14 protein-coding genes and 1 pseudogene are annotated in these 14655 nt (G+C 62.3%); 9 read left to right on the top strand and 6 right to left on the bottom strand.

Annotated elements, in window-relative coordinates:
- Positions 1-63: 63 nt before the first annotated feature.
- The gene (gene uvrB, locus ABUH87_RS12960; protein WP_367774310.1) at positions 64-2250 is read right to left on the bottom strand and encodes an excinuclease ABC subunit UvrB; all 2187 of its coding nucleotides are present in this window, start codon (positions 2248-2250) and stop codon (positions 64-66) included.
- Positions 2251-2534: 284 nt separating this feature from the next.
- On the opposite strand from uvrB, the gene ABUH87_RS12955 reads away from it, so the two are divergent.
- Positions 2535-3239 (top strand): esterase/lipase family protein, encoded by a 705-nt coding sequence (locus ABUH87_RS12955; RefSeq protein WP_367774309.1) that lies wholly within the window; start codon positions 2535-2537, stop codon positions 3237-3239.
- Between the two features lie 60 nt (positions 3240-3299).
- Positions 3300-4388, top strand: coding sequence for an LLM class flavin-dependent oxidoreductase (locus ABUH87_RS12950; protein ID WP_367774307.1), 1089 nt, complete (start codon positions 3300-3302; stop codon positions 4386-4388).
- Positions 4389-4478: 90 nt separating this feature from the next.
- Here ABUH87_RS12950 and ABUH87_RS12945 read toward each other — a convergent pair whose 3' ends face one another.
- The 3 genes and pseudogenes from ABUH87_RS12945 to ABUH87_RS12935 form a co-directional block, all read right to left on the bottom strand.
- On the bottom strand, positions 4479-5195 hold the full coding sequence (locus tag ABUH87_RS12945) for an OB-fold nucleic acid binding domain-containing protein (RefSeq protein WP_367774306.1): 717 nt from the start codon (positions 5193-5195) through the stop codon (positions 4479-4481).
- Between the two features lie 34 nt (positions 5196-5229).
- A complete protein-coding gene (locus ABUH87_RS12940; protein WP_367774305.1) occupies positions 5230-5970 on the bottom strand; it encodes an EF-hand domain-containing protein in 741 nt (246 codons plus the stop codon).
- Positions 5971-6305: 335 nt separating this feature from the next.
- Positions 6306-7813: pseudogene (locus tag ABUH87_RS12935) on the bottom strand (YifB family Mg chelatase-like AAA ATPase).
- Between the two features lie 248 nt (positions 7814-8061).
- Between ABUH87_RS12935 and rpmH the strand changes: the two are divergent.
- The 5 genes from rpmH to yihA all read left to right on the top strand — a co-directional run bounded on the left by rpmH (position 8062) and on the right by yihA (position 11433).
- A complete protein-coding gene (gene rpmH / locus ABUH87_RS12930) occupies positions 8062-8196 on the top strand; it encodes a 50S ribosomal protein L34 (RefSeq protein ID WP_039388288.1) in 135 nt (44 codons plus the stop codon).
- A gap of 160 nt (positions 8197-8356) precedes the next feature.
- The gene (rnpA, locus tag ABUH87_RS12925) at positions 8357-8710 is read left to right on the top strand and encodes a ribonuclease P protein component (RefSeq protein ID WP_367774302.1); all 354 of its coding nucleotides are present in this window, start codon (positions 8357-8359) and stop codon (positions 8708-8710) included.
- Complete coding sequence (yidD, locus tag ABUH87_RS12920; RefSeq protein ID WP_367774297.1) at positions 8710-8937, top strand: membrane protein insertion efficiency factor YidD; 228 nt, start codon at positions 8710-8712, stop codon at positions 8935-8937. The genes rnpA and yidD overlap by 1 nt, the downstream gene beginning before the upstream one ends.
- Before the next feature lie 39 nt (positions 8938-8976).
- On the top strand, positions 8977-10755 hold the full coding sequence (gene yidC, locus ABUH87_RS12915; RefSeq protein WP_367774295.1) for a membrane protein insertase YidC: 1779 nt from the start codon (positions 8977-8979) through the stop codon (positions 10753-10755).
- Positions 10756-10791: 36 nt separating this feature from the next.
- The gene (gene yihA / locus ABUH87_RS12910; protein ID WP_367774293.1) at positions 10792-11433 is read left to right on the top strand and encodes a ribosome biogenesis GTP-binding protein YihA/YsxC; all 642 of its coding nucleotides are present in this window, start codon (positions 10792-10794) and stop codon (positions 11431-11433) included.
- 50 nt (positions 11434-11483) lie between these two features.
- Here yihA and ABUH87_RS12905 read toward each other — a convergent pair whose 3' ends face one another.
- Complete coding sequence (locus ABUH87_RS12905; protein ID WP_367774291.1) at positions 11484-12044, bottom strand: hypothetical protein; 561 nt, start codon at positions 12042-12044, stop codon at positions 11484-11486.
- Positions 12045-12198: 154 nt separating this feature from the next.
- Here ABUH87_RS12905 and ABUH87_RS12900 point away from each other — a divergent pair, with 154 nt between their 5' ends.
- On the top strand, positions 12199-12867 hold the full coding sequence (locus ABUH87_RS12900; RefSeq protein ID WP_367774290.1) for a glutathione S-transferase family protein: 669 nt from the start codon (positions 12199-12201) through the stop codon (positions 12865-12867).
- 15 nt (positions 12868-12882) lie between these two features.
- On the opposite strand, the gene ABUH87_RS12895 is transcribed toward ABUH87_RS12900, so the two are convergent.
- A complete protein-coding gene (locus tag ABUH87_RS12895) occupies positions 12883-13362 on the bottom strand; it encodes a cupin domain-containing protein (protein ID WP_367774288.1) in 480 nt (159 codons plus the stop codon).
- A 53-nt stretch (positions 13363-13415) separates the two neighbouring features.
- On the opposite strand from ABUH87_RS12895, the gene dapE reads away from it, so the two are divergent.
- Positions 13416-14561 (top strand): succinyl-diaminopimelate desuccinylase, encoded by a 1146-nt coding sequence (gene dapE, locus ABUH87_RS12890; RefSeq protein WP_367774286.1) that lies wholly within the window; start codon positions 13416-13418, stop codon positions 14559-14561.
- Positions 14562-14655: the final 94 nt, after the last annotated feature.

Here is a 14655-nt window from a genome sequence, read left to right as displayed (position 1 = left end):
CAGGAGTTCCCGATCTGGCCGCTCCAGCGCTGATTGTGTGGCAGTGCCGCCAGAGCGTGCCGGTTAGCGGCCGAACTTGCGCTGCGTCTTGCCATAGCGCAGCTTGCGAGTACCCGGCTTGCCCTCGTTGCTGCGCCCGACCTTAGGCGCTTTGTGCTCGCTGGAGGGAAGCCCGAGCTCTTCCCCCTCAAGCTTGCGGATCTCGTCGCGCAGGCGTCCGGCCTCCTCGAACTCGAGGTCGGCGGCGGCGGCGCGCATCTTCTTCTCCAGCTCCTCGATGTAGGCGCGCAAGTTATGGCCGACGAGGTTGTTTTCGCCCTCTGCGTCGATGTCGATGAGCACGCCGTCGCGGCTCGCCGTATCGGCAACGATGTCGGCGATGCGGCGCTTGATCGTCTGCGGCGTGATGCCGTTGGCTTCGTTGTACTCCTGCTGCCGGGCGCGGCGCCGGTCGGTCTCGGCAATCGCGCGCTCCATGCTGCCAGTCATCCGGTCGGCGTAAAGGATCACCCGGCCCTCGACGTTACGCGCAGCGCGGCCGATGGTCTGGATCAGCGAGGTTTCGGAGCGCAGGAAGCCTTCCTTGTCGGCGTCGAGAATGCAGACCAGGCCGCACTCCGGAATGTCGAGGCCCTCACGCAGGAGGTTGATGCCGATCAGCACGTCGTAGACGCCGAGGCGAAGATCGCGGATCAGCTCGATGCGCTCCAGCGTCTCGACGTCGGAGTGCATGTAGCGCACCCGCACGCCCTGTTCGTGCATGAATTCGGTGAGATCCTCGGCCATGCGCTTGGTCAGGGTCGTGACCAGAGTGCGGTAGCCGGCGGCGGCGGTGGTCTTGCACTCCTGGATGCAGTCCTGGACCTGGTCCTCGACGGGGCGGATCTCGACGGGCGGGTCGATCAGGCCAGTAGGGCGGATCACCTGCTCGGCAAAGACACCTCCCGATTCCTCGATTTCCCAACTGCCCGGCGTGGCCGAGACGGCGATCGTCTGCGGGCGCATTGCATCCCACTCGTTGAAGCGTAGGGGGCGGTTGTCGATGCAGCTTGGCAGGCGGAAGCCGTATTCGGCCAGCGTGATCTTGCGCCGGTGGTCGCCGCGCGCCATCGCGCCCACTTGCGGCACGGTCTGGTGGCTCTCGTCGACGAAGAGCAGAGCGTTGTCGGGCAGGTACTCAAATAGCGTTGGCGGCGGTTCACCCGGCAAACGACCGGTCAGGAAGCGGCTATAGTTCTCGATCCCGTTGCACGATCCGGTGGCGGCGATCATCTCAAGGTCGAAATTGGTGCGCTGCTCCAGCCGTTGTGCCTCCAGCAGACGGCCTTCGGCCTCCAGTTCCTTGAGACGCTCCGTGAGTTCGAAGCGGATCGCCTCCGAGGCCTGTTTCATGGTCGGGCCGGGTGTCACATAGTGCGAGTTCGCATAGACGCGCACCTTGTCGAGGCTCTGACCCTTCTTGCCCGTAAGCGGATCGAATTCGGCGATTTCCTCGATCTCGTCCCCGAAAAAGCTGATCCGCCAGGCGGTGTCTTCCAGGTGCGATGGGAAGAGTTCGAGGTTGTCTCCTCGCACGCGGAAGTTGCCGCGCGCGAATGCCACGTCATTGCGCTTGTACTGCAAGGCGACGAGCTTGCGGATGATCTCGCTCTGGTCGGCGGTGCCCCCCTTCTTCAGGTCGAAGATCATCGCCGAGTAGGTCTCGACCGAACCGATGCCATAGAGGCATGAGACCGAGGCGACGATGATCACGTCATCGCGCTCCAGTAGCGCACGCGTGGCCGAGTGGCGCATCCGGTCGATCGCCTCGTTCACCGAGCTTTCCTTCTCGATGTAGGTGTCCGAGCGCGGAACGTAGGCTTCGGGCTGGTAGTAGTCGTAGTACGAGACGAAATACTCGACCGCGTTGTCCGGGAAGAAGTCGCGAAACTCGGCATAGAGCTGGGCGGCGAGGATTTTGTTGGGCGCCAGGATCAGGGCCGGGCGCTGCAGCTCCTCGATCACCTTGGCCATGGTGAAGGTCTTGCCGGAGCCGGTGACGCCGAGGAGCACCTGAGTCTTCTCACCCTCCTTTGCCGCAGCGACGAGGTCAGCGATGGCGGCCGGTTGGTCGCCGGCAGGCTGATAGTCGGATTGGATGACGAATCGCTTGCCCGGAAGCGACTTTTCGGGTCGCTGAGGCTTGTGGGGTACAAAATTGCCGGAAGTGTCGGGCTCTTCCAGCCCGCGACGTATGACGAGTTCGGCCATGGCGGAACATATGGGGTATGCTGGCACCTGCCGCAATGTCGTTCCGCAATGGGCGATTCCGCACCGGGTTCTCGTGACGCCGATCAGGGGAGTCTGACCATGACACTTTCGTTACGGTGCGTTGCGTTCAGGTGACGTTCGCGCGTTCCGGCGTTAGACCGAAACAAGATTACGCAGTTGCACGTTGCAGGACAGACAGGACGGGAAACGAAGACGTGTCGGCGGTTGCGAACAACTTCTGGAGGCTCGCAGGTGAACGAGCCGCGAGGGCGACAGGCGAGTTCATGCGCCGGTCCGCTCTTGCTCGCGAGCCACGGCCCGAAGGTGTCAGTGGCCCCCCTCTGCGGTATCTTTTGGGGGAACTGGCTTCTTTCCGCCGCGTCCCCGAGAAACATGAGCCCGCCCGGGCCCTGCACCCCCAGCCTGTCATGCTCCTGCCGGGCTTCGGCGCCCACCCGGTCCGCATGCGTCCGATGGCGGATGCTCTGGCTGCTGCCGGGCACTCGGTGCACGACTGGGGGCTCGGCCTCAATCTCGGGCCGACTGAGGACAACTTTACGTTCCTCATGCGCCGGGTCGGAGCGCTGGCGCGGCAGCACAAGGCACCCATTGCACTGGTCGGCTGGAGTCTGGGAGGACTGTTCGCGCGTGAGATCGCGCGCAGGCAGCCAGATAATGTGTCCCGCGTGATTACGATGGGGACGCCATTTTCAGGTAACCCACGCGCCAACAATGCTTGGCGAGCCTATCAAGTCATCACCGGACACTCGGTAGACGAACCGCCGGTAGAATGTGAACTGCGCGGCAAGCCTCCGGTCCCCACGGTTGCGCTTTGGAGTCCTCGTGACGGCGTCGTTCAACCCCGCTCCGCCTGTGGCTGGCCCGGCGAGCGCGACCGTGCCGTCGCTTTGCGATGCACGCACCTCGGCTTCGCCTGCGATCCGCAAGTGATCGCCGAGGTTCTGCGCCAACTTGACGCTAAGGATTGATTTCCAGCACCTCACAGGCAGACTGCCTCTTGAGCCGCATGGCGGCAGGGAGGGAAACGAATGCTGGAGATATGGAGGGCCGGGGGCTCAAACACCGGTGCGGATCTGGCGGAGGCGCGCGCGATCGAGCAAGAGGGCTGGGACGGACAGATGTTCATGGACTCCCAGTGCCTCAGTGCTGATCCCTATGTGCAGATGGCGGTCTGGGCGACTGCGACAGAGCGGATAAAGCTCTCCACAGGTGTCACCAATCCGCTGACGCGAAACCTTGCCGTCACCGCAGGCGCTGCGGCAACGCTGCAGGCAGTCTCTGGCGGACGGGCGGTGTTGGGGATCGGCCGCGGAGATTCCGCGCTCGCTTACCTGGGGCATGCGCCGGTCTCGCTCGCGCGGTTCGAAGAGGCGATCAAGCACTTGCAGATCCTGCTGTCAGGTGGCGAAATCCCTTTCGAAGAGTTTGGTTCTGCCGGAGAGGCTGCTTCCATTCACTCGCTCTCCCTTGGTGCGAAACCCACAGGTGTACGGCTGAAATGGCTGACTGAGGGGCTTGCGAAGGTTCCCCTCGATGTTGCCGCTACAGGCCCCAAAGTGATTGCCATGGCGGCACCTGTGGCAGAGCGCGTCACATTCAGCGTTGGCGCCGATCCGGAGAGAATGCGATGGGCGTTGGCCGCGGCCCGGCAGTCTAGAACAAGCGCTGGGTTGAGCGAGCAGGGCGCCTCCTGGGGAGCGCAGGTCGTCGTCGTCTGCCATCCGGATGAAGATGTCGCGATGGAGGTTGCCATGCACATGGCTCCGCCGCTCGCCCGCTTTCAAACGATGCAGGGGCAGGTCGGGCCTGCAGATGCGGCGACGGCGGACAACCTCGCTAGGATCCGACAGGGCTATGATATGACCGAACACGGAAATATCGCCTCGAAGGAGCGCCTGGTGGGTAGTGCCCTCTCCCCCGATTTCGTCCGACGGTTCGCGGTGGTCGGTACGCCAGAGCGTTGTCACCAACGGCTGACTGAACTTGTCGGCCTGGGTCTGGAACGCCTGGTTGTCGTCGGCCCAGGCTTTTACCCTGCTGATTGGGGAGAAGCAGGTCGTCTGTTCGTCCGCGAAGTGATGCCAGCGTTGCGGCGAGACTGCCCGGAGAAGCAATAGCAGTGTTCGCAGCGAATGCCTCGTCACCGTTGCGAATGAACGATGACGAGGCAGGTCGCACTCGCTTGGCGAGCAGTCAACTGGTGCCGGCTAGCTGACACCTGGACTGGGCTGCACGCTCCCTGTCGCCGCGGTTGTTGTTGGGCTACCAGCCGTAGAATTCGATGAAAGGCTGATCACGCCATCGGCAATCAGCTGGCCGCCGCCCTCGGCAAACTGGAAGTCACCCCAGACGTGCGCGCGCTCACCCGCTTCCACTTTCTGGTATCCTTCATCATCCAAAGGGTTATCGCGAAGACGTGAGACATCCACCTCGAACTTCGCGGCGTCAGTACCCATGGTGAAGCTCTGGTCTTGCGTGCTGAGCACCCATCCGGTGTAGGCGAACTGAGCCGGGTCGGCCTCCACCGGAAGGCTGAACGCTTCCTCGTCCACCGCACTCGCGAGGAAGGCGGTGTTCAGTGCAGGTAGGTAAACGCGCCGAGCTTCGACTGTGTGTGTGCCGAGAAAACGCTCGTCCAGCCTGCCGGTCACGACGGCGCGATCACCGGCCTTGAGCAGGTTCCCTTCTTTAAACGCATCCCAGTCGTCCATCTCCACGGTGACGCGACCTGCACCGTGGTCGAGGATAAAGCTGCTTGGTCCAGCGGAAACGATGCGGCCGTCGAGTATGACCTGGTCTCCGTCAGTGTTCGTCGCGAGTTCAACTGCGTCGGGTGCAACCCCACCGTCCGCTCGCTCCGACCCTTGCCCGCAGGCCGCCAGGAGCCCAGCCAGCACCAGCGCGCCCTTCGTGCGCATCTGCATGCGATTCTCCTTCAGGTTTGCTGCCGGCAGCCAATCAGATCTGATAGAGCCGTTCGACGGTTTCGGGGTTCTCGATTACACGCGCATCGGCATCTCTGAGGAATTCCTCTCCGCGTGAAGAGAGCATGACCGAACTTCCGTCCCGGAAAAGCAGAACATCGTCCAGCGGCACACCTGCTTCGTCGCGCGGCAAGCTACCGGGCCGATACATCGGCGTCCCTTGCAGATCGATCATCGCATAATAACGGTTCTGGTCCTGAGTTCGAACGATACGGTCGATCCGGCCGACTCGCTCACCCTTGAGATTAACCACGGGCTTGCCTTCGATCACGTTTGCATCAACCGGCCGGACCGTCATGTAATAGGTAGCCGTAACGTAATCGGGGTTGCTCCAGTCGGAGGTTGTCCTCGTGGCGGTGTTAGTGGACTTTTCCGCGATCGTTGGCGCGTTCGCGAACTCGGTTGCCGAGACCGTGCCATTCTTGTCCAGGTCCAGCTTGGTGAATGTCATATCGACGGGTGAGTACATCGCGGTGCGGCGGTCCGCCCGATAAGTGGCGAGTTGGTCGCGACTCATCGTGTTGGTACGAAAGTCGCGAAATTCTTCACGAGAAAGCTGCTCATTGTCGTTGCGATCCGCAGCCTCGAACCAGCTTGCACGGTCGTGCATGCCAGCTCCGGAGTGCTGTGAGTGGGACATGCCCGACTGCGCCGCAGCGGGTAGGCTTAACGCGAGCGCGGATGTGAGTACGGCGGCTGACAGTGCCTTACGCATAGTATCCTCCATTGTTTATAGATGACTCCTGAAACCAGTTCAGGCTGTCTTCACGTTAACGGAGCCCTTGCGTCATGGTTCCGTTGAAAATGGAGAATGGTAAAGTGCAAGCAGAGGAAAGAAATAGAAGAGTCGTGTTCGGGTTACGGAATTACATGTTCAGGTAGTAGGGTCCTGATATCGTCTACGTACTGGCAGCATATTCCCGCGCCTCATCTTGGTAGATCCTAGTCGCGCTACCAAGATTTGGGGGCGATCATCTGCCCGCTGAACTGTGTGCAGCAAGCAGGGTGCAGAGTTTATACCTTGGCCTCCGCGTCGAAAGCGTTTCTTGGTCAGGCCCTTGGCGGCTGGCGGCGGTAACTCAGGGCTTCAGCGATATGGACACGGCCTATAGTCCCGCTGCCGGCCAGATCAGCGATCGTACGCGCGACCCGCAGTATTCGGGTATAGCCGCGTGCGGAAAGCCGCATTGCGTCGGCGGCCTGCATCAGCAGCTGCTTTCCCGCCTCGTCTGGCGTAGCGTGTATCTCCAGAAGGTCGCCGTCCAGCTCAGCGTTGGTACGAGCTGTGACTCCCCTTAACCGGTCAGACTGCAAGTCGCGCGCGGAGCGAACGCGCGCCGCTACTTGGGCGCTTCCTTCCGCCGGGGGCGGCAGGGCAAGATCCGCAGCTCTGACCGTTTCAACTTCGACGTGGAGATCGATCCGGTCCAGAAGGGGGCCTGAGACTTTGCTCTGGTAGTCTGCGGCGCAACGTGGGGCACGGCTGCAGCCAAGTGCCGGATCTCCGAGGTGGCCGCAGCGGCACGGGTTCATCGCCGCGATGAGTTGGACGCGGGCAGGGTACGTCACATGCGCATTGGCGCGGGCGACGCTCACCTCGCCCGTCTCCAGAGGTTGGCGTAGCGAATCGAGTACCGCTCGTTGAAACTCCGGCAATTCGTCGAGGAACAGGACACCCAGGTGTGCCATCGACACCTCACCAGGTTTGACCCGCAGCCCGCCGCCGGTCAGCGCGGCCATGGACGCAGAGTGGTGAGGCGAGCGAAACGGCCGCGCACGGCTGATGCGCCCATCCTCCAGCAAGCCGGCTACACTGGCCACCATCGAGGTCTCCAGAGCTTCGGCTGGTGTAAGTTCCGGCAGAATACCAGGCAGGCAGCTGGCCAACAGGGATTTTCCCGCGCCAGGCGGACCGATCATCAGCAGATTGTGCGCTCCGGCCGCCGCAATCTCCAGCGCTCGCTTGGCCGTTTCCTGCCCTTTTACCTGCCGCAAATCCGGGCCGTTCTTCCGTGCTTCTGCCATCCCCGGTTCGGGTGTGGGCAGAACCTGGGTGCCTTTCAGGTGGTTGAGCAGGCTTACGAGGTTCGGTGCTGCGACAACAGGCACTCCACTGGCCCATCGAGCTTCCGATCCCTGCGCTGCGGGGCAGATCAGTCCCTTCTCCAAAGCGCTGGCATGCAAAGCGGAGAGCAGGACTCCAGGCGATGGAATTAGCCGACCATCCAGTGCGAGTTCACCAACTGCAACGAAGTCGGTCAGTTGTTCGGCATCGGCAACGCCCATGGCTGCCAGCAGGGCCAGGGCGATGGGCAGGTCGTAGTGAGAACCTTCCTTGGGCAGATCCGCCGGGGAGAGATTGATGGTGATACGCTTGGGTGGCAGGGCCAGCCCCATAGAGGATAGCGCGGCGCCGACTCTCTGGCGGCTTTCACCCACTGCCTTGTCCGGCAAGCCGACGACCTGGAATGCAGGGAGACCTGGCGCATCTGGCATTGCACCTCTACACTGCGCGCTTCGAGGCCGAGGTAGGCCACTGTCGAGACCAGCGCGACCACCCGGCTTCCCCACTTCAATTGACGTTTGCACAAAGCATGCGAAAAGCTGTGTCGGGTGTCGAGTTACAATGCTTTCACATTGGTGCCGCTTCGCCAAGGGAAGGCTCTGAAGCGGCGCAAACGATGCTCCTGCGGCTTGACTCATCCGGCACCCTGCAGTAGGCGCGCTTCCCAGATGAACGGTCGCTCCGATGTGGGCGGCCCTTTTTGTTCGCGCCGCGATGGCGCCATGTTTTTGAGGTCTCGCCATGAAGCGCACATTCCAGCCCAGCCGTCTTGTTCGCGCTCGCCGTCATGGCTTCCGCGCTCGTACTGCGACCGTAGGCGGTCGTAAGGTGCTGCGCGCACGCCGTGCGCGCGGCCGCAAGAAGCTCTCGGCCTGAGCCAGTGCCCTTCGGGGGCTTGCTGCTCCCGTTTGGCGGCGCATGCCTTCCTCTCGCTCGTTTGTGGCGGATGTGAGGGCCGTTGCCGCTTTGCTTGGCACTGCCGCTTCTGTTTAGCCGCCTCGTTCCTATCTTAGCGCACGTGGCTGCTCCTTACCTCATGATGACCCGGCGAGCGGACTTTCTTGCCGCGAATCGGGGATTGCGCGTTGCCCGGCAGGGTTTTGTGCTTCTGGCGCACGCTAACGAGGGGCAGGGCCGAAGGCTCGGCATCACTGTAACCAAGAAGATCGGCAACGCGGTTGTGCGCAACCGCATGAAGCGCCGTTTCCGCGCGCTTGCTCGCGAAGTTCTCCCGCTGCACGGGCTCTCCGATACCGATCACGTTCTGATCGGACGGGAAGGCGGGGTCGAGCGCGACTTCGCACACCTTCGCGAAGAACTGATTGCGGCGCTCGGCCGCGCCCGTGCTGGCAAGGGCGACCCGCCACGACGCAGGCGTGAGAAACGGTAATGCGCGTCGGGGAGCTTCCCAAACGGATGCTGGTCCTCGTGGCGCGGGCCTGGCAGCTTGGCCCATCGCTGCTTATGCCGCCGACATGTCGCTACCAGCCCTCTTGCTCGCAATACGCGATCGAGGCCGTGGAAAAACACGGTGCGATTAAGGGTGGCTGGCTGGCGATCAAGCGTATAATGCGCTGCCATCCTTGGGGCGGGCATGGCCCGGACCCCGTGCCCTGACGTAAGGGCAGCCGCTCAAAAACGGGACTTGGAAGCTTCGTGGAGAATCAGCGTAACATCATCCTCGCGGTCCTGATGACTGCGCTCGTCCTGTTCGGATGGGATGCGGCGGTCGGGTACTTCTACCCGCAAAGCAAGACTCCTACGCAGGTGGTCGAAAGCGGCGGCGCAAAGAATGCTGCGGGGCCATTGAAGCCGACGCGCGAGGGCGGTCTGACGAATGCTGCCGATGTGCAGTTGGAGCAGCAGGATCTCAAGACCGCGCTGGCCTCAGGCGGGCGCGTGCCGATCGCGGCTGACGGCGTTTCCGGCTCGATCAACCTGAGGGGCGCAATCGTCGATGACCTGGTTCTCAATGGTCACCGCGAAACGGTGAACAAGGACTCCGGGCCCGTACGGCTTTACTCTCCGGCTGGCACCCCTGCTCAGCAGTTTGCGCAGTTTGGCTGGGTAGGACAGGGTTTTGCCACGCCGAACGCGACAACGGTGTGGAGCGCGCCTGAAGGCGCCAAGTTGACGCCGCAGTCGCCGCTGACGCTCACCTGGCAGAACGGGTCTGGGCAGACCTTCGCGATTACTTTCACAATCGATGAGGATTATCTCATCACCGCGACCCAGCGGGTCATGAACCGGGGCGCAGCGCCAGTCACGGTCCAGCCCTTCGGCCTCATCAACCGTACCGATCGCACCGCAAGCCTCGACACCTGGAATGTCCATTCGGGCCCGATCGGCGCCTTCGACGGCTCCGTTTCGTTTGGGACGGACTACAGCGATGTGGTCGAGAGCGGGGTCGTGAACAGCGCCGAGCGGACAAACTGGATCGGGTTTACCGACGTATACTGGATGTCCACGCTTGCTCCGGTCGATGCGGCAGCTTCGGGGACGTTCCGCTCGCTGGGCAATTCGCTTTTCCGTTCCGACCTGGTCTACGACGAGGCTGTGGTGCAGCCCGGACAGCAACTGGCATTGACCACCAAGCTGTTCGCCGGTGCCAAGGAGAACGCGGTCCTTGAGCGCTATGAAGCGGAAGGCATCACGAACTTTGGCCTGGCGATCGACTGGGGCTGGTTCCGCTGGTTTGAGAAGCCGATCTTCTGGCTGCTTCTTTCGCTGTTCGAACTGGTAGGCAACTTCGGCGTCGCCATTATCCTGCTCACCGTCATTGTGCGCGGCATCATGTTCCCGGTGGCCCAGCGGCAATTCGCGAGCATGGCGGCGATGCGCGCCATCCAGCCGAAGATGAAGGCGCTGCAGGAGCGTTACAAGGACGACAAGCAGACGCAGCAGCAGAAGATCATGGAGCTGTACAAGCAGGAGAAGGTCAATCCGCTTGCCGGGTGTCTTCCCGTGTTCCTGCAGATCCCGGTCTTCTTCGCTCTGTACAAGGTGTTGATCCTCGCCATCGAGATGCGCCATCAGCCCTTTGTGCTTTGGATCAAGGACCTGTCGGCTCCGGATCCGCTGATGATCCTGAACCTGTTCGGGCTGCTGCCGTTCGATCCTCCAAGCTTCCTTGGCATCGGTATCCTCGCGGTCTTGCTGGGCATCACGATGTACTTGCAGTTCAAGCTCAACCCGGCGCAAGTCGATCCGGCACAACAGCAGATCTTCATGCTGATGCCGTGGTTCATGATGTTCGTGATGGCGCCGTTCGCGGCTGGGTTGCTCCTGTACTGGATCACCTCGAACATCCTGACCATCGGGCAGCAGAAATTCCTCTACAGCCGTCATCCGCAGCTTAAGGCGCAGGCTGAAAAGGAAGCTGCCGACAAGCAGCGCGGGGCTGAACGGGACAAGCCCGCCAAGCGTGGCGCCTGATCGGGCGGCAGGCGCGACGTGAACGGAAGCGAGCCAATGAACGAGACCGAAGCCGACGAGATCGAGCGTGCCCGCAAGCTGTTTGCGGGTCCGGTCAACTTCCTGCTCAGCGCGCCACAGCTCAAGTTCCTGCCAGAGCCCGACGTACCGGAGATCGCGTTCTGCGGGCGTTCGAATGTTGGTAAGTCGTCGCTGCTCAATGCGTTGACCGGCCGCAAGGCGATCGCGCGGACCTCGGTCACTCCGGGACGAACGCAGGAACTGAACTTCTTCGAGGTGGGAGACCCGCTTTCTTTCCGGCTCGTGGACATGCCTGGCTACGGCTTTGCCAAAGCACCGCCGGCCGTGGTCGAGAAATGGCGTAGGCTTGTGCGCGACTATTTGCGGGGCCGTGTCGTGCTGAAGCGCACGCTGCTGCTGGTGGACGCGCGCCATGGCGTGAAGCCTGTCGACGCGGAAATGATGCGTATGCTGGATGAAGCAGCGGTCGGATATCGGATCGTTCTCACCAAGGCAGACAAGATCAAGGCAAGCGAGCTGGAGGCCGTCACTGGGGCTACGACTGCCGAGGCGCGCAAGCACCCCGCAGCCTATCCAGAGGTTCATGTTACGTCCTCGGAGAAGGGACTAGGGATCGCGGAGCTTCGCGCTGCAGTCCTGGGTGACAGCGAGATCTGATGATCCGGGAATGATGAGCAGGTCCAGTGATCTGCCTTTCCTGCGGAGGATCAAGCTTCCTTGAGGACGGCCGAGTCGATATGCCAGCGCAGCTGCGCAGCCGTCGCGCCCGGTACGTCATTGACGCGACGCAGGATGACCTGACCCTCCAGTCGAAAGGGCTCTCCCGAGGTGGTGGTCCCTGTGATGGTCGTCGGTGCGGCGTAGTAAAGCGACCCTGCCGCACCCTCCACCCTTGCATCCTCTACCGTCACGTCCAGCGTACGATACCGCTGCCACCACGCTACATACGCGTCCCGTGCGGCCGGCGGATTGTGAAACTGCTCCCACGCGCGGGCGAAGTTCCGATTCTCCAGCGCTTGAGTCCATACGGCGAGCACAGCGCGTGCGCCCTGCTCGCCTTTGGCAGCTTCCGGAGAAAGCGCGTTGGTCAGCGTGCTCGCGTCATTCTCCGTATCCGGGGGATCGAGGGAGGGGGGCTTTGGTGAAGCTGATGCGGTGGCATCGGCGCCAACGCTGGCACCTCGGTCCGGCTGCCGTTCGTCGGGTGCGCTTTCGCAGCCGGTCACGCAGAGCGAAATGGTGGCAGCCGCCACGATGGCCTTCATCATCTGGTTGCTCCTTGTCGAGGCTGAACTGTGTCGAGGCTGAACTGACCGAATCAGATGGGGTTCCGCTTGCATCCGATCGCTCTTGCCCTGCGTTCAGTCTCGACTGCGCTATGATTAACGTATACCCCGGAAAGACAGCGAAGGGACGCCGCCCATGAAGCTGATCATTGGCAACAAGAATTATTCGAGCTGGAGCCTGCGGGCTTGGCTCGCCTGCAAACAGTCGGGGCTGGGCTTTGAGGAGTTAACCGTCCCGATTCTGGGCGAGGACTGGGAGCATCTGAAGCGCAATTCGGAAGAGCTTGCGCCGTCCTCTGGCAAGGTTCCCGTACTCTGGGACGGGGAGGCGGTCGTATGGGACAGCCTTGCGATCATCGAATACCTGGCTGACAAGGTCGGTCGGGACAGGTTCTGGCCCAAGGAGGAGCCGGCTCGCGCCATGGCTCGTTCAATGGTTGCCGAAATGCACTCCAGCTATCTGCCGCTGCGACGATCCTGCCCGATGAACGTGCGCGCGAGGGTGACGAGGAAGCCTCTTTCGGTTGAAGTGCGCGAGGATGTGGTCCGGATCCTGACCCTCTGGGCCGAGGCACGAGCGCGGTTCGGGAAGGGTGGTCCGTTTCTCTTTGGCACCTTCTGCGCCGCCGACGTGATCTATGCGCCTGTTGTTAGCCGGTTCCTGACATATGGCATCCCCATGCCCGGGTTCGCCCATTCCTACATGGAAGCCATGTGGGATCATGAATGGATGAGGCAGTGGGTAGCGGCTGCCGAGGCAGAGGATTGGGTTATCGAGCAGTACGAGATCCCGGTGAGCGAATAAGGATTGGCGCTCCGGTCAGCGGAGCCGTTCCGTGGCGTAGGGCGTGCCGTCCTTGTGGAAGTAGCCCGCAGACCTGAAGATCATATCGATGTCCGCGTAGCCCCCGCTGCCTTCCCGGTTTCCCGCGCTGATGGCCACGAAGCTGCACGGCGCGTCGGTTTCATTGACGATATGGTGTGCGATCCGGTCCGCAGCTGCCCATCCACAAATGTCGCCGGGGGACAGTGAAGTGCGGGTCGGCTCCTCGCCTTCAGGCCCTTCGATCAGCACGGCATGACCTGTCAGCATGATAACCAGCTCATCCTCATCATCATGCCAGTGGCGCTGGCTGGACCACGCGCCGGGGTCGAGCACCACATGGCTGGCTCCCATGTGGTTCAGCCCCGCCAGTGGACCAAGCCTTCTCCACCAGCGGCCGGCGACTGCTTGGTCGTAAGGGGCAGGGTAACCGGTGCGATTCGCCTGTGGGATCGTATCGATATCAAGCTTTGGCATATGACCCTCGCGCTTGTGTCGCCTCCAAAGGCTGCATATGCGATGAGGCGAAGATGAGCCAGACCGATCCCCTGTCGCCAAGCGTTGCCGAAATGGCTGAAGCGCTGATTGCCTGCCCCAGTGTCACGCCTGCTGCGGGCCCGGTGTTCGACTGTCTGGAAGCCCAACTTGCGCCGCAAGGCTTTGATGTCATCCGCTTTGTTGCGGGTGACGCGCCCGACGGGCCCGTTGAAAACTTGCTTGCCATTCGCCGGGGGCCGGAAGGAACGCGCCACTTCGCTTTCGCGGGGCATGTCGACGTAGTGCCGCCGGGGGAGGGCTGGACAAGCGCTCCCTTCGCTCCCGAGATTCGGGGCGAACTGCTATACGGGCGAGGCGCCGTCGACATGAAGGGGTCGATCGCCGCCATGGTGTGCGCAACGCGCCATATTCCGCGCGAGGCTGGCACGATCAGCTTTGTCATCACGGGCGACGAGGAAGGTCCGGCCAAGTTCGGAACTGTAGCGTTGATCGAGAAGATGCGGGAGATCGCCGTCATACCCGACCTCTGCCTGGTCGGAGAACCGACGTCGGTCAACCGCTTGGGCGACATGGCCAAGATCGGCAGGCGCGGTTCGGTGAACATCTTTCTCGATGTCGAAGGTGTTCAGGGGCACGTCGCTTATCCCCACTTGGCCGACAATCCGATCACGCGCCTGGTTGCAATGCTCGCCGAACTCAAGGCGATGCCGCTCGACGATGGGACCGAGTGGTTCCAGCCCTCCAACCTGGAGGTTACCGATCTCACCGTAGGTAACCCAGCTCACAACGTGATCCCCGCCAAGGCGAGTGCGCGCATATCGATCCGTTTTAACGACCGGCACACAGCGCAGGACCTGGCGGACCGCGTCTCAGAGATTGCGCAACGGCATGGCGGAACAGCGAGGGCGCTGATCTCGGGAGAGGCGTTCCTGACGCAGCCTGGTGCTTTCTCCAGCCTCGTCAGTGCTGCTATCGAGGCCGAGACAGGCATCACACCGGAGCTCTCGACAAGCGGAGGGACGTCGGATGCCCGCTTCCTCAAGGATCTGTCACCGGTCATTGAGTTCGGGCTTTGCAACGCCACCATGCACAAGCGCGACGAAGCGGTGGCACTTGCCGATCTTGAAATGCTGGTGGGGATCTATCGGCGGATCGCTCTTGCGGCATTGAGGATGTGAGCGGCCCAGAGGGTATTCGTCCATCGCAGGTTGGACAGCGCCAGCGACGCGGCTAAGTGTGCGCCACCAGGTGCCGTGCGCCTGCCGACTGTGA

This window comes from Novosphingobium rhizovicinum (assembly GCF_040813635.1).
Classification (GTDB): Bacteria; Pseudomonadota; Alphaproteobacteria; order Sphingomonadales; family Sphingomonadaceae; genus Novosphingobium; species Novosphingobium rhizovicinum.
Note: the sequence above shows the minus strand (reverse complement) of the source record. Positions and strands in the feature narration are given on the sequence as shown.